Origin of the sequence: Endozoicomonas gorgoniicola, assembly GCF_025562715.2 — a bacterium.
In the GTDB taxonomy this organism is placed as follows: Bacteria; Pseudomonadota; Gammaproteobacteria; order Pseudomonadales; family Endozoicomonadaceae; genus Endozoicomonas_A; species Endozoicomonas_A gorgoniicola.
Genome location: NZ_JAPFCC010000001.1, coordinates 5,366,341 through 5,384,100 on the forward strand (window position 1 = coordinate 5,366,341; position 17,760 = coordinate 5,384,100).

Annotated in this window: 18 protein-coding genes; 7 read left to right on the forward strand and 11 right to left on the reverse strand. The window is 49.9% G+C overall.

The annotated features are described in order from the left end of the window. Window positions 1-62 precede the first annotated feature (62 nt). The 4 genes from NX722_RS24085 to dksA form a co-directional block, all read right to left on the reverse strand. Window positions 63-815, reverse strand: a complete 753-nt coding sequence (locus NX722_RS24085; protein ID WP_262565407.1) for a hypothetical protein — start codon at window positions 813-815, stop codon at window positions 63-65. Window positions 816-901: 86 nt separating this feature from the next. Then, window positions 902-1,360 (reverse strand): hypothetical protein, encoded by a 459-nt coding sequence (locus NX722_RS24090; RefSeq protein WP_262565408.1) that lies wholly within the window; start codon window positions 1,358-1,360, stop codon window positions 902-904. Between the two features lie 426 nt (window positions 1,361-1,786). Continuing rightward, a complete protein-coding gene (gene gluQRS / locus NX722_RS24095; RefSeq protein WP_262565409.1) occupies window positions 1,787-2,683 on the reverse strand; it encodes a tRNA glutamyl-Q(34) synthetase GluQRS in 897 nt (298 codons plus the stop codon). Between the two features lie 134 nt (window positions 2,684-2,817). Continuing rightward, window positions 2,818-3,261, reverse strand: coding sequence for an RNA polymerase-binding protein DksA (dksA, locus tag NX722_RS24100; protein ID WP_262565410.1), 444 nt, complete (start codon window positions 3,259-3,261; stop codon window positions 2,818-2,820). A gap of 355 nt (window positions 3,262-3,616) precedes the next feature. Between dksA and sfsA the strand changes: the two genes are divergently transcribed. Next, a complete protein-coding gene (sfsA, locus tag NX722_RS24105) occupies window positions 3,617-4,348 on the forward strand; it encodes a DNA/RNA nuclease SfsA (RefSeq protein WP_262565411.1) in 732 nt (243 codons plus the stop codon). A gap of 16 nt (window positions 4,349-4,364) precedes the next feature. Here sfsA and NX722_RS24110 read toward each other — a convergent pair whose 3' ends face one another. Next, on the reverse strand, window positions 4,365-5,240 hold the full coding sequence (locus NX722_RS24110) for a ChaN family lipoprotein (RefSeq protein WP_262565413.1): 876 nt from the start codon (window positions 5,238-5,240) through the stop codon (window positions 4,365-4,367). A gap of 391 nt (window positions 5,241-5,631) precedes the next feature. Here NX722_RS24110 and NX722_RS24115 point away from each other — a divergent pair, with 391 nt between their 5' ends. Further along, window positions 5,632-7,644 carry a hypothetical protein gene (locus NX722_RS24115; protein WP_262565414.1) on the forward strand — a complete coding sequence of 671 codons (2,013 nt, stop codon included), beginning with the start codon at window positions 5,632-5,634 and terminating at the stop codon, window positions 7,642-7,644. Between the two features lie 412 nt (window positions 7,645-8,056). Here NX722_RS24115 and NX722_RS24120 read toward each other — a convergent pair whose 3' ends face one another. From NX722_RS24120 to NX722_RS24145, 6 genes are read right to left on the reverse strand one after another with little or no spacing between them, the layout of a single operon-like run. Further along, window positions 8,057-8,830, reverse strand: coding sequence for a heme ABC transporter ATP-binding protein (locus tag NX722_RS24120; protein WP_262565415.1), 774 nt, complete (start codon window positions 8,828-8,830; stop codon window positions 8,057-8,059). Next, window positions 8,830-9,876 (reverse strand): FecCD family ABC transporter permease, encoded by a 1,047-nt coding sequence (locus NX722_RS24125; protein ID WP_262565416.1) that lies wholly within the window; start codon window positions 9,874-9,876, stop codon window positions 8,830-8,832. The genes NX722_RS24120 and NX722_RS24125 overlap by 1 nt, the downstream gene beginning before the upstream one ends. 39 nt (window positions 9,877-9,915) lie before the next feature. Beyond that, complete coding sequence (locus NX722_RS24130; protein WP_262565417.1) at window positions 9,916-10,773, reverse strand: heme/hemin ABC transporter substrate-binding protein; 858 nt, start codon at window positions 10,771-10,773, stop codon at window positions 9,916-9,918. A 2-nt stretch (window positions 10,774-10,775) separates the two neighbouring features. Next, window positions 10,776-11,198 carry an ExbD/TolR family protein gene (locus NX722_RS24135; protein ID WP_262565418.1) on the reverse strand — a complete coding sequence of 141 codons (423 nt, stop codon included), beginning with the start codon at window positions 11,196-11,198 and terminating at the stop codon, window positions 10,776-10,778. Further along, window positions 11,195-11,881, reverse strand: a complete 687-nt coding sequence (locus tag NX722_RS24140; protein ID WP_262565419.1) for a MotA/TolQ/ExbB proton channel family protein — start codon at window positions 11,879-11,881, stop codon at window positions 11,195-11,197. The genes NX722_RS24135 and NX722_RS24140 overlap by 4 nt, the downstream gene beginning before the upstream one ends. A 14-nt stretch (window positions 11,882-11,895) precedes the next feature. Then, complete coding sequence (locus tag NX722_RS24145; protein WP_262565420.1) at window positions 11,896-12,624, reverse strand: energy transducer TonB; 729 nt, start codon at window positions 12,622-12,624, stop codon at window positions 11,896-11,898. A gap of 425 nt (window positions 12,625-13,049) precedes the next feature. Between NX722_RS24145 and hutW the strand changes: the two genes are divergently transcribed. The 5 genes from hutW (at window position 13,050) to NX722_RS24170 (ending at window position 17,647) form a co-directional block, all read left to right on the forward strand. After that, window positions 13,050-14,597, forward strand: coding sequence for a heme anaerobic degradation radical SAM methyltransferase ChuW/HutW (gene hutW, locus NX722_RS24150; RefSeq protein ID WP_262565421.1), 1,548 nt, complete (start codon window positions 13,050-13,052; stop codon window positions 14,595-14,597). 17 nt (window positions 14,598-14,614) lie between these two features. Then, window positions 14,615-15,112 (forward strand): heme utilization cystosolic carrier protein HutX, encoded by a 498-nt coding sequence (gene hutX / locus NX722_RS24155; RefSeq protein ID WP_262565422.1) that lies wholly within the window; start codon window positions 14,615-14,617, stop codon window positions 15,110-15,112. Between the two features lie 68 nt (window positions 15,113-15,180). Beyond that, window positions 15,181-15,996, forward strand: coding sequence for an NAD(P)H-binding protein (locus NX722_RS24160; RefSeq protein ID WP_262565423.1), 816 nt, complete (start codon window positions 15,181-15,183; stop codon window positions 15,994-15,996). Between the two features lie 16 nt (window positions 15,997-16,012). Next, window positions 16,013-16,390, forward strand: a complete 378-nt coding sequence (locus tag NX722_RS24165) for a YbaN family protein (protein ID WP_262565424.1) — start codon at window positions 16,013-16,015, stop codon at window positions 16,388-16,390. 129 nt (window positions 16,391-16,519) lie between these two features. Then, window positions 16,520-17,647 carry an MFS transporter gene (locus tag NX722_RS24170; protein WP_262565425.1) on the forward strand — a complete coding sequence of 376 codons (1,128 nt, stop codon included), beginning with the start codon at window positions 16,520-16,522 and terminating at the stop codon, window positions 17,645-17,647. The last annotated feature ends 113 nt before the right edge of the window (window positions 17,648-17,760 follow it).

The following is a 17,760-nucleotide window of genomic DNA, read 5'->3' on the forward strand; positions in this document are numbered from 1 at the left end:
CGATAAACCGCAAAAAGGTCTCGGATTGTACTTCTGGGTGGGGTGGGTACTGTTGGTTGGTATTAATAGTCCGGGGCGTTATAAGTGACCCAGAATACCATGTTGCCCGGGCAGTCTTCGCCCAGCACTTCGTTCATTAGTTCACTGGCTTTCAGCTGGCTCATTTTTTTAATCCACTTGGGGTCGTCGATTTTATCTTCGAGAAACCAGTTGGGCAGAGAGACGGCGCGTTTGTCGTAGTAAGCCAGAGGAAAGCGCAACCCCTTGGGCAGGCGACCACGTTTGATGCTCAGGGAGGCGTCGCAACGGACGACCAGGCTTTCTGCAATCTGCTTGCGTTTGGCAACGTAGTTGCCTGCTTCACGACGGTATTTATCTTCATAGGGCCCCATCAGCTCTGCAAAACGGTTCTCGATACAGTGATCGTAAGCGCGGCTGATTTCATCATTCTGATAGCCCATTATACGACAGGCTTCTGATACCCGTTCGCGAAAATCGGCAGCGATCTGTAGATACCAGGGCGCATGAGGTCCAAGAATACTCTGGGCTTCCTGGTTAGCGACGAAATACAGGTTTTCATCAGGAGAGAAGCATAACGCTGCATCTTCAGAAGTGACTGCGTCAATTTTGGTAAGATCAGGCTCTGTGCTGATGGCTGAGTCGCGCTCGAAACGTGCCTTCTGACAGAATTCAGAATTAGACATATCGAGCTGGACATTAGGCATTGGTGCCACGTTGTCAGGCGACAATGCCATAATGGTTGAGGTTGATAAGATAGAAAATAAAAATACAGCTGTCTTGTAAAACGCTGACATAATCAATCCCTGATACGCATCGTTTATGTATACCACTCAGTCCTTTGTTAAAGCAATGCCCCACGAATTTATGGGGAGCTTCAGGTTTACCCACCTCCACTCTCAAAGAATGCAGGTGAAGGGATAAAAGTGCCGCCGCCACTTCCCCGACAACAGAAATAACATAAGGCGCAGGTAATAATACCTATAACAGTGGCTACCGAAGCTATAATCCCAATAATCACTCCAACAGGCAATGAAAAGCATTCACCCCTATTGTTTTTGTAACTATCATCGCAATCCTCTTCTGTGGTTTTGTTACCGGTTTGCTGTACGGTTATGCTTGAAGTGGTGGCGTTGGTGGTTGCCAGAAACGTTGCACCAGAGGATTCATCCTTTACATAGAAACTGCGCCTTTCCATAAGAGCTTGGGAAGGGAATATCTTTAACTGTCGTGCAGGAGTGCTGTTACTGGCCTGTGTCTGTACCACCAGACCCTTTCCTTCAGGTGTCGTTGAAAGGTTGACGAAGTGTTCCTCACCATTAATTTGAATTTTATGGCTCATCCCGGAACCCCTGGATATAGACACAGACGATCCCTCTTTCAAAACGGGTGTAGCAATTATGCCTTTTGGGGTTGGAGCTATCTTGTAGCTTAATTGAGGAGTCCTGTTCAGGTAGGTTTTGGTTATTAATGACAGGGTTGTGGCATTTTCTTTGGAGTCAGCCTGTATTAACGGGGAGAAAAACAACACAGCACTGATATACAGAAGCAGCCTGAAAACAAGTTGACTTCCAGCAAAGAGTGTCCGGATAGCGAACATGTTTGACTCCCGTAAACTGTTAGAACATCTGATACGTGATGTGATTTTCCCTCTGGCGAGGAAGGGAAATATAGATGCAAATCGGGCTTACGCAAGTCCCTAAGTTACTAAGTCACTACGGTCAGGGGTCAGGGGTCAGGGGTCAGGCTGAATGTCTGGTCGGGTACGTTAAAGTTCGCTTTCAAGCAGGGAGGATGATTTGGCGATCTGGTTCAGATTCCAGTTTTCCACACCCCAGTTAATGATATCCGCTTTGCTTTCATCTTCCAGACCTTTCGGGGGTTCCTGCCCCAGTGCCTGTAATGCTTTAACCAGCAGTGGCCGGGGTTCATCCAGAGGCAGTTCGGGAGCCAGATTCTGCTTGCTGAGCTTGTCACCATTATCCTGAACAATTACCGGAATATGGGCATAAGTGATCCTGTTCATGCCCAGTGCTGATTGCAGACTGATTTGTCGGGGAGTGGAATCGATCAGGTCGTGTCCGCGCACAATATGGGTAATCTTCTGAAATTCGTCGTCTACACAGACCGCCAGCTGGTAGGCGTACAGTTTTTCTTTACGCTTTACGATAAAGTCGCCCAGCGTTTTCATATCAAAGCATTGCAGTCCCTGAATCCGGTCGTCGAACTTAATGACTTCATCATGGCTGTTTAGCCGCCAGGCATAAGGTGTATCCGGAAGGTCTTTGTCGTTGGAAGAAGCGTTGCGGCAAAGTCCCGGATAAATGCCATGGTAAGGCTGCAACTGCTTGCGTGAACAGGTACAGGGGTAAATAGCCAGCTGTCTTCGCAGTTGTTCTATGGCGTCTTCATAAAGGCTGCTGCGCCGGCTTTGATAGAGTGTCTCTCCATCCCAGTGCAACCCATAGACCTCCAGAGCTTTAAGAATTTTACCGGCAGCGCCCGGTTGTTCTCTGGGCGGGTCGATATCCTCCATACGTACCAGCCAGGTTCCGTTCTGGTGCCGGGCATCAAGATAACTGGCCAGAGCTGCGACCAGCGAGCCAAAGTGCAGGGGGCCGGTCGGGGAAGGGGCAAATCGTCCAATGTATGGCGAAGCGGTCATAGACAGGAATATAGGCGCAATAGTAATTGAAAGTGATGACAGCCAGATACAACCAAGCCGCGAAGCCCTGCATAATACCCTACACGATACGATGCGGCGGTCGCGGCTTGTTGTTGATCAGCCAACAGGGCTCATCAGTGACCCAGCTGCTTTTCCTTGATCTCGGCCAGAGTTTTGCAGTCAATGCAAAGTGTCGCAGTCGGACGAGCTTCCAGACGGCGAACACCGATCTCCACACCGCAGGAATCGCAGAAACCGTAATCCTCTTCTTCAATACGAGTCAGAGTCTTATCAATCTTGCGAATAAGCTTGCGCTCACGGTCGCGGGCACGAAGTTCCAGACTGAACTCTTCTTCCTGACTGGCACGGTCGGCCGGATCAGGGAAGTTCGCTGCTTCGTCCTGCATGTGGTTTACGGTTCGATCCACTTCCTCCATCAACTCCTGCTTCCACTGCCTGAGGATGTTGGTGAAGTGCTCGACCTGTTTGTCATTCATGTACTCTTCGCCGTCCTTCTCCTGGTATGGAGTGAAGGAACGGAGCAGATTACCTTGATCCGCTTTTTTCTGTGCTGACATGATTACAGCCTCATCACCTTTTTCTAGTAGCCGTGCTCACGCACTTATCACGGCTTTCCATCCGATGTCGGGTAAGGAGCTTTGCCTTGAACCCGACCTCCCTGAAAGCTGAGGTCAACACTTCGGGTGCCTGATATTTATATTTAACCAGACACTCACCTCTTGCCTTCCTAACAGAAGCGGAGAAACTACCAAAACGAATGACAATCCGCCACAAAAATGTCATCGACTTCTCTCGTCAATTCGATGTTTATTCACTACTTATTGACATCAGACAGTAATTCGGGAAATACCCAGTCTGCTATCTTAGAATGCAAAAACCGAATACCAAACAATAGTTTAATCACAAAATAGTATGAAATATCCAGAAATTCTTCAGGAAGGACGTTTGATCCGTCGCTACAAACGTTTTATGGCGGATGTTGAACTGGCTGATGGCCAGCAAATTACGCTGCATTGTCCGAATACCGGCTCCATGAAAAATTGCCTGTATCCCGGTAAGCGGGTCTGGTATTCCGACTCTCACAACCCCAAACGAAAATATCCCTGCACCTGGGAGCTGGCGGAAATCCCTGTGGTGTTCGATGGCAATGAACAAATGACTCTGGCGGGTATGAACACAGGCAGAGCCAATGCACTGGTGGAAGAGTTGCTGCAGGCAGGCAGGGTAGAAGCACTGGCGCAGTACAGCACTATCCGTCGGGAAGTGAAATATGGCTCAGAAAACAGCCGGATTGATTTTCTGCTGACTCAGGACAGTTTGCCGGATTGTTACCTCGAAGTGAAAAGCGTGACCCTGGCAATGGGCGAAGGCCTGGGTTTATTTCCCGATGCGGTCACCAGCCGGGGAACCAGGCATCTGCGGGAACTCCGGGAAATCTGCGAAAAAGGGGGGCGGGCGGTTCTGTTTTTCTGTGTTCAGCATACCGGTATTAACCGGGTGGCACCTGCGGATGAGATTGATCCGGAGTACGGTCAAGCTCTGCGTGAAGCCATCAGGGCTGGTGTTGAAGTAGTGGCATGGGGGGCAGATATTTCAACGGTGCAAATTGAGCTGACAAAAGAGTTGCCTGTACTGGTTGGGTAACTGCCTGTTGGAGCAGTCACCGGCGGGGGGATATTAACCAGATGTAATCGTATTGGCCGGAAATTGCTTTCAGACTGTTTTGTAGCTGGTCGCTGTCTTCCGTGGCAGACAGCATCAACAGGCTTTTAACTCTGGCATCCGGTTCGGCAGCCTTGATGTAGGGCGTCAGGCCAATATCATTACGGGCATGAAAAGCCCGGGTAATGAGTACTGAGTTTTCTTTTACCGCCAGAAGCAGACGAGCCATAAAGTAATCCTGCAACTGTTGTGCAGCCAGCAGGTAATCCACTTTTTCATCAATGCCTTCTGCGGGAGCCGGATGGCTTTGTGACATGATGTCCCTGAGCTGTTTGATTTGCTGCTCTGAAAGGGTTTTGCCGGTTTGTGTTTTTAACCACTTTCTGGCCTCTTTATCTTTCATTGCTCGCAGCTTTGCCACTGGGACAGCGGCAGCGATCACCGGAATCTCCTCTTTCTCCAGCCACTCAATCAGGGTTTTGTAACGGCTATGAAGGGCAGGGCTGCGCTTTTCCAGTTGTTCCAGATAAGTCAGTTCTTCAGTGTTCAGTTTTGACTGTAGCGAATCCATGGCAACGGCTCCGAGCCGCTGGTGCCGGTTCAGTGCTTTCAGAAGGTTCAGCAGTTGCTCTTGCAGGTAACGGCTCTGGTGCAGCTCGCCCGCAACCAGCTCGCCAATAACAATGTAGCGAGCATCCCGCAAGCCTTTAATGAGATCGGCTTCATCAATCCAGCGATGGTGGCTGCTGTCCCATATAGTGGCCGACGATTCGATAGGAAGCTGAGGCGTTGCAGCCCGGTCTTTGCTCAGATGGGCGCAACCTGCCAGCAGGAAAGCAAGAAAAATGAAGCCTGTTTTTGTCAGTTTTGTCATGGCACGATCCTTTGAACAAGTCCCGGATCGTGCTTTGCCTGTCAGTGGGTAATGACTAAAGGGCAGTGATGTTCCGGGAGATCCGACACAGAGACATGAATGTTGAATACAGAGTAGACTATTTCCGGTGTCAAAACGTTCCACGGGTTGCCCTGTGCAGCCACCTGACCCTTTTGCAGAATCACCAGCTGATCAGAAATTTCAACGGTGCCAATTGAGCTGACAAAAGAGTTGCCTGTGCTGGTTGAGTAAAGGGCAGAAGCCGTCAGGTCAGAGGATTGATTTGGTTATTTCTTCGGTGACGATTTTCAGCGACAGGAACTAAGAGTAGAAAAGGAAGTCAAAGCAAGAGTTAAAAAACGATCGAACCATTTCATGACTACAAGGATGTATGATGTATCCAAATATTCAGGGTCAAAAGCTAACAACACCTTCACAACAAGACACTCTTCCTGCCCAGGCCGCTACTCCGCCTCAGAGACCTGCTGCTGTCACTCGCCGGGGACGACGTTGTGGTATCAATCCACCGACTCAGCAAGGTGTTGCGGGAAATGCTGAAGACACTCGCTCCGCTGAACTTTCATCTTCACGCACTTGCACAAGGTATCAACGGGGGAGGGGTCAAAGAAGAGGTGCTGTCAGAAAACATCAAGCGGCATCCAGAACTGAAAAAGATATCTCAGCGCCATTGCAGGCATTGCTTAAACCTGTAGGGACGGTTAGGCAGCGATTCAGCAGTACCCAGAAAGACCAGTTTGCTCTTGCCAGAGTGGAGTGTGAAAAATTACAGACAAAACTCCTGCAGGCAGACAAAGGTCAGGCATTAAATGCTCTTCAGCAGCTTCAAAGCTATGCATTGATTGCCGGTAAAGGAATGGACTATAAGTCGTCTGTTCAGTTACTGAAATATCTCCTTACAGACTATTTGCCTGGTTGCAGTGATAAACACCTTGCCGCATCAGCCCGGAACACGGTTGGTATAATACTGGACAGGCTCGTCAGGCCCCTGTTTATCGTATCTGATTTCACAAAAGAAGAAGGCTGTGAGTTAGCCAGAAAGCAATTACTGGAACTGTGCCAGGAACGAAACTTTGAACCCTTAGCGCTGATGCAAGCCGATAAGAAAGAATTATTAATGTATTACCTGACAGGTCAGCTCGTTAGTTCAGGGAAACATGATCAATTATCAGGACTTTGTGAGCTCTTTGACTATGAGAAACTTGCCGAGCGTTCACGCATCGAGAAGGATATTCCCAAGGCTCCGTGGTGTGCTCGTTTATACTGGCTTCTTGCTGCGTATTACACTGGAAAACTGCCAGCTGGTGAATTATTAGCAAAGTTAGATCGTATTGATGAAGAAATCAAACCTGTTGTAGATCAATGCGAAGTGATTAAAAAAGCCTATCTGATTGTTCGATGCAAGCTGATTAATTTAAATGAGTTGCTTGATGACGAAGATGCATTGAAGAAGATCAATCAGGTCTTAGGTGAACTTGAGGACTGCCCACCTGAAGTTATTGCACCCTCCAAGTTCAAAGACCTTATGTTAACAGCAATCTGGAAAAGTAAGATTAAGAAACTTATCAGTATAGGGCAGTCAGATGAAGCTGATAATTTATTGAACGAAGTGTCTGACACTGAAAAAAAATATCAGGTTGAGTCTATTAAAACTGAAGTGTTGAAAACACAGTCCATGCGAGAGGCTATAGGCAAGCATCCAACAGGCCCAAAAGATCGTGAAATGATTCAGCAGGAAATAGCAAGGCTAAGGCCGTTTGAAGACAAATACGAGGGTGCAAAGGTTGAAATAGCCAACTGCTATAGCTTTCTTGATGATAAGGAAGCCGCCCATAAAGAGTTAAAGGATGTTACTGGCTTTGGTTCGGATAAGACGCTTGTTCGCAGAGCTGTTTTGCTATCGAAGCTTAAACAATACTCTGAATCGGTTGAGGTTATCAATTCAGTACCTCATTCTGAATACCCTCAAAGCTGGAAAGCCTTAACAACCCATGCCATTACTCTGGCAAATTGGGCAAACGATGGTTACGAAATAAACACAGAGACTGGGAAAGTCAGGTTGACTGAAGATGACCGGAGAAAATACTTACTTGAGTCGCTCAGGCTTTTCCGTTCAGCCATCGAATGTGCGCCTGCCGATTATTCCGGAGCCTGGGGAGGGGTTGGGCATTTTTGTGGTATCCAGGCGTCATCAAAGCTACTCAATTTCCAAAAATACAAGCGTTGGTTGCCTGAGCAGATTCGACACGCAACCAGCTGGGGGGATGCTGCCAGTAAAGCGTTCAGTATTGAGAAGGGGCAAACTCCGGCAGAAACTGCCAGAATTCAGTCTGGCCTTAAGCAAACTCTTCCCAAAGAGTCATACAGCGCAGCAGTTAAACGGTGATTTAGTTAAACGCTGGCAAAATCCCTTTTTTATCGAATCCACGTAAAACCCCGTACTTTTAGTGCGGGGATGTAAGTGGGGCTTGCGTAGAGCAAGCCTATGCACTATTTTCTTCTTGTCTCTTTCAGACCTACCTCTGGGCTAGAGGAAAGTTAAGCCTGCGGAGTTCGTGTGAGACTTGGGGAACATGGGTTGGCTCGTCACCGTAAAAGTTCCCACTGTGGAACTTTTATGCGATAACCAAGCTGTTCCCTGAGCAACGAACTGTGAAACAGGAACCTGTTAGGTGACTAACAGGAATCCCCGTCCTTCAGGGCGGGGAGGATGTCAAGAGTCTTCAGCCAGATGCAAATGAAGCCTGTTTTTGTCATGGCACGATCCTTTGAACGGGTCCCGGATCGTGCTTTGCCTGTCAGTGGGTAATGACTAAAGGGCAGTGATGTTCCGGATGATCCGACACAGAGACATGAATGTTGAATACAGAGTAGACTATTTCCGGTGTCAAAACGTTCCATGGATTGCCCTGTGCAGCCACCTGACCCTTTTGCAGAATCACCAGCTGATCAGAATAGCGGGCAGCCAGATTCAGGTCATGCAGAATAACCAGCACGCCCATGCCCTGCTCATCAGCCTGTTGTCTGGCGATTTGCAGAGTCAGTTGCTGGTGGGCCGGATCAAGGGCTGATGTGGGTTCATCCAGCAGCAGAAAGCGATCACCTTTGTCACTCTTGTCCCAGATCTGCGCCAGAACCCTGGCCATGTGTACTCGCTGGCGCTCTCCACCCGACAGGGTAGTGTACTGTCGCTGGCTCAAATGACAGGCATCGACCTTGCCCAGAGCCTGTTCGATAATCGACAGGTTCTCCTGACGGTTGCTGGAGCAGGGGGTTCGCCCCAGCATAACCACTTCCTGAACGGTAAAAGGAAAACTCAGGGAAGACGACTGTGGTAGTACGCCCAGCATCAGGGCTTTTTGTCTGAGATCCCATTGTTCCCGTTGGTTAAGCAATACCTTTCCGGACGACAGCCGGCGTTCCCCGCAGGCGACTTTCATCAGGGTGCTTTTTCCCGCGCCATTCGGTCCGAGTACCGTCACTACCTGACCCGGCTCAACCCTGAGGCTGACATCATTCAACAATGTTTTACTGCCCACACTCACCGTGGCATTTTGAATGTCCAGAGACATCAGGCAATCCTCTTGCGTTGCTGCCATAGCAGGGAAATAAAGAACGGTGCGCCCATCAACGCCGTAACAATACCAATGGGCAGTTCCGCCGGGCTGACGATAACACGGGCCACCATATCGGCCAGCAGCAGCAGGGTTCCGCCGAGCATGGCGGACGCCGGGAGCAGAATCTTGTGATCCGGGCCAACCATCATCCGGATCAGGTGTGGCACTACGAGACCGACAAAGCCAATGATTCCGGCAACAGACACCGATACACCCACCACCAGGGCGGTTAACACAATCAGGGTCAGTTTGGCGCTCTGGACATTAATGCCCAGATGGCGAGCCTCTGACTCTCCCAGCAGCATGGCATTAAGGATTGAACCGTAGCGGCACAGCAGCAACACAACAGGCGCTAACAATGACAGACAGATCAGTACAGAGTTCCAGGTGGCTCCGGCAATGCTGCCCATCTGCCAGAAGGTGAGGTTCCTGAGCGTGGAGTCGTCAGAAATATACGTCAGAATCCCAAGGCCTGCACCCGCCAGGGCGGTAATGGCAACACCTGCCAGCAGCATGGTAGCCACTGACGTGCCGTTGCTCGTTGTTCCCATCTTATAGACAACGAATGTTGTTAAACAGCTGCCAGCAAAAGCCAGCAGTGACACGCTGTAGTTTTGGATTAAGACAGGAAAATCACTCAGCAATACGCCACCGAGAACAATCGCGATGGCTGCCCCCAGTGCCGCACCACTGGCAACACCGATGATACTGGGGTCAGCCAGCGGGTTTCGGAACAACCCCTGCATGGCGGCACCACCAATAGCCAGTGAGCTTCCAACCAGCACACCCAGCAGGGTTCTCGGCAGACGAATGGATTCGACAATTAAACGTGTATGTTCAGGGATATCGCTGTGGATTAATCCCAGGCGTTCCAGCAGCAAGCTGATGATGTCTCCGGAAGGAATGGAAATCGGTCCGGTTCCTACAGAGAAAATCATGGTTAATGGCAGAAGAATGCCCAGGCCGACCAGCAGTGTGGTCGACTTACGACTTCGGTTCATTATTGAGTTCCAGGGAGACTGTTCTGACTATGTCCGGTTTCAGGATTTAGCGGGGAAAAAGGCTTTTGCCAGTTCTACAGCCAGCTCACCGGTTCGGGGACCAAGCCCTCCCAGTAGCATGTTCGGCTCAATGGCAATCATGCGTCCGCTTTTACCAGCCGGAGTCTGTTGTAAAACAGGCTGCATGTCGATCAGTTGTTGCGGGGTTGTACCTTTGCCCTGATCTGAATAAAGCACAACATCCGGTGCCAGCTGCAGCAGCGCTTCGTTGGACAGAGGCTTATAGCTGGCAAACTGACTGGCTGTCGGGTTAATGCCGCCTGCCAGTTCGATCAGGGAGTTAGCGGCTGTATTGTTACCCGCTACGTAAGGGGTGCGCCCGCCCATGGCCAGCATAAACAATACGGTTGGCTTTTTTTGTTCACCAGCAATGTTTCTGGCTTCGGCAAACGAGTCTGAGACAGACTGCCAGAGTTGTTTACCTTCCTGCTCCTTATCCAGGATTTTTGCCAGGGACAGAATACGGTGCTGAATACTTTCGGCATCGCTCTTCAGAGGCAGGGTGGCGATATTCACACCGGCACTTTTTAACTGCTCCATGGTCGTGGGTGGCCCCATATCCTCAGTGCCAATCAGGATCGAAGGTTGCATGGCAAGAATACCTTCGGCCGAGAGCTGTTTGAGATACCCAAGCCGTGGCAGGCTCTTGACGTCTTCCGGATAAGCGCTGATGGAATCAACAGCAACAATCTGGTCGCCTGCCCCAAGGGCGTAAATGATTTCGGTAACGCCGCTGCCGGCTGAGATAATCCGTGGCGTGGAAATCTCTTTTGCCTGAGCCGCCATGGCAAACAGGGTGGCGATGATAATCGTTGATAGTCGTTTAAAAGCCTTCACAATCAGGCGTCCTCCATTAATACCTGTGCTGCAGTGATATCGTGTTCACTGAGAAACATCATCAGTTTGACCAGATTCCCCAGTGGTGCCTCTTCGTCACCTGCTACCAGAACCGTGGTGTCCGGTTCGGCTTTTACTTCACTCAACAGAGCGGCGGTAAAGGCTTCAAAGCTGTCGTAACGTTCTTCAGAAACGGCCCAGGGTTTACCTTCTGAAAGAATACTGACGGTTAAGGTTTTCGGTTCATGGGTCACTTCGGCCTGTTCCCGGCTGGCTTCCGGCAGATTCACCGGCAGGCTCAGGGTTTGAGCGTTCGCCGTAAAGAGCAGAAAAACCATCACGATAAAGACCACATCCAGCAACGGGGTCAGGTCAGCCGCCGGGAAAGAGGCATTGGTTTCTTCATCGTTGTTAATGCGAATCATGCTGCGACTGCCTTGAGGCAAGCGCTGCCTTCTGATTCATCGGCCAGACCGTATTCATCCATCTTCAGACCCTCCAGCAACAGGTTGGCATGGTTCATGGCAAACTCCAGGCGCGACATGTAGTGGTTCGCCCAAACGCCGAGACCATGTGCGGCTGCCAGAGAAGGAATGGCAACAATCAGACCAAAGGCGGTGGTGAACATGGCTACCCACAGACCATCAGCAAGAATATCCGGGGTCACTGGCCCTTGCACGGCTGCGATATTACGGAACATATCAATCAGGCCCATCACGGTACCCAGCAGGCCCAGCATGGGCGCCAGAATACCAATCAGCATCAGGGGCTTGAGCCAGGAGTGCAGGGTGTGTTTCTGCTTGAGCAGCCACAGGCCGGCTACTTCTTCACGCATGGTTTTGCTGGCACCGCTGTGGCTCAGTAAAACAGCAATACCCTGTCGTATGCCTTTACCCGTGCGGAGGTTTTTGCACACGCTGTCTTTTGTGTTACGGCAGCTGGCGCAACCTCGTACTTCATCAAACAGAGTGTGCATACCCTTGCGGCCCAGAGACGGCAGCATCGCGTAGGTAATAAGCCGTTCAAGAATCAGGGCAAAGCTTAGACAGGACGCAACAGCCAGCGGCCACCCCATCATTCCCATTGAAGCAATCTGTTCGGCGATCATGCGTATCTACCTGTTTAATTCAGCTGAAAAGCCACGGGCACATGCACCAGTGACTGAACAAAATGGTTATTACGTTTCTGGGGTTTGAACTCCCAGTTTTCTACGGCGGCAACAGCCGACCTGTCGAGGGCATCGAAACCGGAAGACTCTATGACCGAAATGGTTAATGCCGTCCCGTTTTCGTCAACGGTAACTTCCAGCATGACAACACCCTGCTGGTTGCGACGCTGTGCCGAGCGAGGGTAGCGGGGCCGGGTCCAGTTGACGATTTCCGGTTCACTGACAAAGACCGGTTCATCGCTCAGGCCTTCGACCCTGGTTTCTTCAAGGGCACTTGCCAGCACCTGTTCCATCACCGGTTCGGGAACCTCTTCCTCGACGATCTCTTCTTCGGATTCTGGCTCTTCCTGAACACTCTCCTGAACAATCTTTTGAACACTCTCTTGAATACTCTCTTGAATAAGAGGATCAGGAATGATCACCGCATCTTTTTTCGGTTCGGGGGGTTCAGGCTTCGGTTCGGGAGGCGGCTCTGCTTTTTTGGGTTTCGGCTTGGGTTTGGGGTCCGGCTGAGGCTCTGCCTCAGACAGCGTCGCCGTTGTAAATGTCATGCTGATCGGCGCTTTGAAACTGCCCGTGTTGATGGTGTGCTGCTCCTCTTCCACCTTATAGATGAGCTGATACGCCACTGCGGCATGAGCGGCAATGGAAGCAAGCAATGTGAAAATCAGTTTCCTAGGCATATTGTTGTCATAGCGACGAGGGTTTCCAGAAATCGGGACAAGAGTACTTGATGTTTGAGAGTTCTTCAATTATCTAAATAGGAATGATTTGCGTTTGATATTGCATTTACGTAATATCCACAACGAAATAATCTCTATGGAAACAGTCTCTGCAGAAACAGTCTCCACGCTTTCGGGCTTCTTTATGGGAAGTCCGTTTTTTTTCGGGAGTAGTAACAAAAATCAGTTACCGCATTTCAGGTTTCGCCAAACCGAAAAGTCATAGGTACAAATCAAATGGTAATGATTTGTATTTAAAAGTGTATTTTCATACCATCGTACCTGTTTAATCGTAGTGAGCTGGCCTTACCATCATTTCTTAATAACCAGAAGACGCACCTGCGCTTTCTGGCGTTTCTGAAGATTTATACGGACTTGTATATAACATGACCAAACCAGTTGTTCTGACGGAAGCCATGACAGGCCGTTCAGTGCCTGATCCTCTGCGCCATGCGTTCGATCTGAAAACTTCTGCCCACAGCCGTGGTGCTGGTACACCTCTGCCGCCCATGATGTGGCAGGAAAGCTGGAACCAGCTGATGTCCAGGCCCTTTGGTGAAGGCAAGCGGGCTGCTTACTTCCATATTCCTTTCTGCCGTACAAAATGTTCTTACTGTGGTTTCTTCCAGAACACGACAAAAGAAGCCATGGTCGAAAAATACGTCGATTACCTGGTACGTGAAATCGAAATGACGGCCCAGCTGCCCAATGTGCAGAGCGCACCGATTCAGGCGGTTTACTTTGGTGGTGGTACACCGACTGATTTGAGCGCAGAACAGATTCGCCGTCTGGGTAAAGTGATTCGCGATAATCTGCCACTGTCAAACGACTGTGAAATGACATTTGAATCCCGCTTCAACGGGCTGACGGATGAAAAAATTGATGCCTGTGTCGAGGCGGGTTTTAACCGTTTTTCCCTGGGTGTGCAGACTTTCAACAGTGAAATCCGTCGTAAGATGAGCCGTATTGATACGGAAGAAGTCCTTAACGAACGCTTGCAGAAGCTGATGTCCACCGGTCAGATCGCAGTGGTGATTGACCTGATCTTTGGTCTGCCTTATCAGACCATGGACGACTGGCTGAAAGACCTGGACAAGCTGGTTGAAAGTGGCATTGATGGTGCCGACCTGTATCAGCTGATTCTGATGGGTAACACCCGCATGGCAGCCAGTATTGAAAAAGGCAGCATGCCGGAACCGGCGAATACTGTTGAAAAAGCCGATATGTTCAAGGCCGGTATCGAACACCTGAATAAACACCACTACCGTCGTCTGAGTGTCAGCCACTGGGGACGTACCAGCCGTGAACGCAACATCTACAACCATCTGTCCAAGTCCGGTTGCGATGTGATTCCTTTTGGCTCCGGCGCGGGCGGTAATATTGCCGGTCACAGCATGATGCTGCATCGCAAACTGGATGATTATTTTGCCGCTATCGACAACGGTGATAAACCGGTGATGGGCGTGGTGGCTCCCAGTTCACTCTACAAAGCCTTTGGTGCTGCCGGAGCTGCTTTTGACTTCGGTTACCTGAACCTGAAAGAGATGGACAAAAGTGGTTTTGACTTCAGCACCCGTTGTGAACCGTTGTTTGAAGAGTGGGTAAGCAATGGTCTGGCAGAACGTTCCGGGCATTATGTGAACCTGACGCTGGCCGGGCAGTTCTGGGCCGTGAATCTGAATCAGGGTCTGCAGGCTTACATGCTGGAGCTGACCGAAGAGTTCGCTGAATCCGGTGGTTACATGGGGGGACATCACCAGTCAGGTGATGAGAAGACCAGCAGCGAGCTGGAAAAGCTGATGGCGAAAATGCCAAAGAGCATGCTGGACAAGATGCCTGAAGGTCATTCTTTAGGGAAAGAGGGCTTTACCGGCAAGGAAGACATTCCATCCGGCTGCCCGGTACACAAATTAATTAACTGGATTCGCAAATAATTAAGGAATAAAAGTCAATGTCTACGCAAGAAGCTGTACGTAAACTGATTGCCAAAACCCCGGAAAAACTGCCAGCAGAAATCGCTGCCGAGCTAAACATCACTGAACTGGAAGCTGTTTCCAACCTGCCGGAAGAGATGGTCACCCTGCTGGACGGTAGCCTGTTTGAAACCCTGACCGAAGAATTTCGCACCTGGGGTGAAGTGCTGACGGTGATTGATGTGGAAGGTCATATCTTTGAACTGGCGGGTGTATTCCCGAAAGGTGGCAAAAAATTCGGTTACTACAACATGAGCGACCGTGACACGCCGTTGAAAGGTCATCTGAAGCTGGACGGTTTCAGCAAAATTGCCCTGGTTTCCAAACCTTTTCATGGTGTCGATACAAAGTCGGTGCAATTTTTCAGTCATGCTGGTAAGGCCGTCTTCAAACTTTATATCCGTCGTAATAAAGACAAAAGCTTTGTTGCTGAACAACTGGAAAAGTTTGAAGCACTGAAAAAACTGGCGGCCTAGTTGTTGGCTATTAGCTAACAGCCAAAAGCCAAAAGCCAAACAGACTACAAAAGCAGCGGTGACAACAAGTGAGCAGTAAATCTCGTATAAGCATAGTGGGTTATGGTCGTGTTGGTCTGCCTCTGGCTAAAGCCCTGAAAGAAAAAGGGTACGACGTAACCGGTACGGTCACCGGTTCAGAAAAGCGTGACCAGCTGGTGGCTGAAGGTCTGGATACCCATATTCTCAGCTTTGATCCGCAACCTCAGGGCAACCTGGCGGCTGCCATGGAAGCGGATGTGCTGGTTATTACCATTCCACCTTCCATGCGTGCTCCTCAGGACTATCCGGCGATTCTTGAAAGCCTTGCTGATGCAGCGGCGAACAGTGGAATTAAAAAGGTGCTGTTTGTTGCCACTACCTCAGTTTATCCGCAAACCGGTGATGAGGTTCGTGAAGAAGACGCTACCCATGAGGCCAGTCCGTTTCTTGGTTTTTCCTGGTTGCCTCTGGAAGAAACCTTTACGCAGCGTGACGAATTTACAACAACCGTTGTGCGTTTTTCCGGCCTGATGGGGGGTGGCATTAACCCGGGTATGTACTTTGCCGGGCGCGAACTGAAAGGCGCAAATGATCCTGTGAATATGATCCATATAGATGATTGCGTTGGCGTAATGGCTGCTATTATTGAACAGGATGTTTGGGGTGAGGCGTTTAATGCTTCAGCGGATAAACATCCCGTCAAACGCGACTTCTACACCAAAGCCTGTGAAAGCGCGGGACTGCCGGTACCGGTTTTCAGTGATGAACCTTCTCCCTACCGTATTGTCAACTGCGACAAACTGAAGCAGCGTCTTGGGTATGTGTTCAAACACTCCGATCCGCTGGCTGCTCTTGATGGCTAATGAGGCTGAATAGCTTATGAAGAATGTATTGCTGGTTATTGGCGGCTGTTTATCTTTGGCGTTGGGTATCCTGGGGATTGTTGTGCCATTGCTGCCAACCACACCACTGGTGTTATTGTCGGCCTGGTGCTTTGCCCGTTCCAGCGACCGTCTTTATAACTGGCTGATCAGTCACCCCCGGTTTGGGCAGGTCATATTGAACTGGCAGAATCACCGGGGGATGCAGGCAAAGCATAAAAAAAAGGCTTTACTGCTGACGGCTGCCAGTTTCGTGTTCAGCATTGCCCTGGCACCGATGAAGATCAAGATTCTGCTGGTGTTTATTGGGATTTGCGTCATGACAGGCGTAAGCCTGATTCGGGTTATTCCTGAAACCAGTACCCAGAATAATTAAGCGCGGCCCTCCATGCTCGACTATGCTCATTGGTTCAAAATCATGAGCAACAGCTCTCCATGAGCGACAGTCGCTGCCATCTGCCTCGTGGAATAAATCAGGTTGTTTTGTTCTACGGGGAGATCGGCTGTGGTTCGTTGCAGACAGTGCATTCTGCTTCTTATTGTCTTTCTGATTTTTGCCTGCCTGTATTCACCGCAGCCGGTGTTTCCCTACCTGTCTGATTACTTTCAGTCCAGTCCGGCACAAACCTCGGAACTGGTGACCCGAATCATGCTGGTTCTGTGCTTTGGGGCGTTTATATCCGGATTGCTCCTCCGGGCTGTTTCAGCCCGAATGATTCTGTTGGTGTGTTTTCCTCTGCTGGGGGGGATGGAGATTCTTTTTTCCACAGCCGAACACATTGAACATGCCCTTGCCCTGAAAACCATTGAAGGCGTACTGTTTTCCGCTATTTTACCCGCACTGATGACGGCCCTGGCAGACACATCCGGAAAGGCCGGTGATGCGGTGGTGTGGTATGTGTCAGCTTCAGTGACCGGATCGGTGTGTGGACGCTTTTTGAGTGGCTCGCTGATTTCTGCCGGATACCACTCTCCGGTGTGGGTTATCATGGGGTCAGCCATGCTGGTGATATCACCGTTTTTTCTGCTGCTGGATCGAATTTCCGGAAATCCTGAAACTATTAAGCTGAAAACGGCTTTAGCTGAAGTACTGGGACGCAAGGATGTCTGGGCGTGCGTTTTTCTAATATTTGCAGCTATCTGTTGCCTGGCTTCTGTTCTGAATTACCTGCCTTTTCACATGCGTTCACGTCATCCTGAGATGTCGTCGGCGCAGATTGCAACCCTTTACACGGGTTATATCTGCGCCATTATCAGCTCAATGCTGACACCTAAGGCGAGGCGCTGTGCTGGTAATGACCGGTTCCTGTTTCGACTGACGTTATTCTCGCTGTTGCTGGGGATGATGATTCTGGTGATGGATCACTATGGGTCGTGCCTTGTGGCTGTGGCGATTATCTGTGGTGCTGTTTTTATGCTGCACAGTGGATTGTCGGCGTATCTTAATCAGCATGTTGCTGAACACCGCCGGGTTGTGAACGGGGTTTATCTGACCAGCTATTATCTGGGAGGAGCGTTCAGCAGCATGTTGCCCGGTAGCCTGTTTATGTCGATGGGCTGGCTCTGGTTGCTGGGAGGGCTGCTTATCTTGTTATGTGTAGCGCTTGCTGTTGTTAATCTGATTGAGTGCTGACTCAATGGCGTTATCGGGAACGCCGCCATCTTGATACTTTTGCAGACCAGCTCAGGGTGAAATATTTCTTATCAGAAAAGCATCGGTTGCAAATGATCGTGAAAAAGATAGTT